Source organism: Desulforhopalus vacuolatus, assembly GCF_016918505.1.
Lineage (GTDB): Bacteria > Desulfobacterota > Desulfobulbia > Desulfobulbales > Desulfocapsaceae > Desulforhopalus > Desulforhopalus vacuolatus.
Map to the genome: position 1 here is coordinate 1 of NZ_JAFFPZ010000106.1, position 514 is coordinate 514.

Annotated in this window: 1 protein-coding gene; it reads right to left on the reverse strand. The window is 53.9% G+C overall.

Translation table 11 applies throughout. The features are described from left to right. A partial coding sequence (locus JWG39_RS17485; RefSeq protein WP_205220452.1) for a hypothetical protein occupies nucleotides 1-514 on the reverse strand: 514 nt, incomplete at both ends.

Below are 514 nucleotides of genomic sequence, written 5' to 3' on the forward strand. Positions count from 1 at the left end.
ATCTGCTGCCAATTACATACTGAATATTGCTGCCCGCCATGCCTGAATGAATGAAGGGTCTTCCCGTACGTATCGACAAATACCCGCGCCTGTGCGTCTGACAGCTCCACCGGGTTATCGATATACTCACCGTGGGCTACATCCCTGAGCTTCCCGCGTTCGGTGGGTGTGTCAGGGGAGATAATGCCGTGGGTATTCCTTGAGTAAACGCGAGTACGAACGACCGCCAGGGATTCGCCTGTTCGGATTACCTCGGCGTTGATATACGTATTCTCGGCGTGTTTCAGCTCTGGTTTCAGCCGCTCCCGTTCCCCGCGCCAGAAGGCTTCAACTTCTTTTTTCTCGTCGGTGGTGAGATCAGGTAAAAGTGAGGTGTTGAGCAAATCGCCGGGGGTGAATACTGGACGCTGAGGGAGCTGGTGCAGACCTTTGCCCATGAGAGCAGGTGCAGAATAATCCACGCGTTCAGGGCTGAATACCATCGCATCAACAGGGCCTCTTTTCAACAACATCC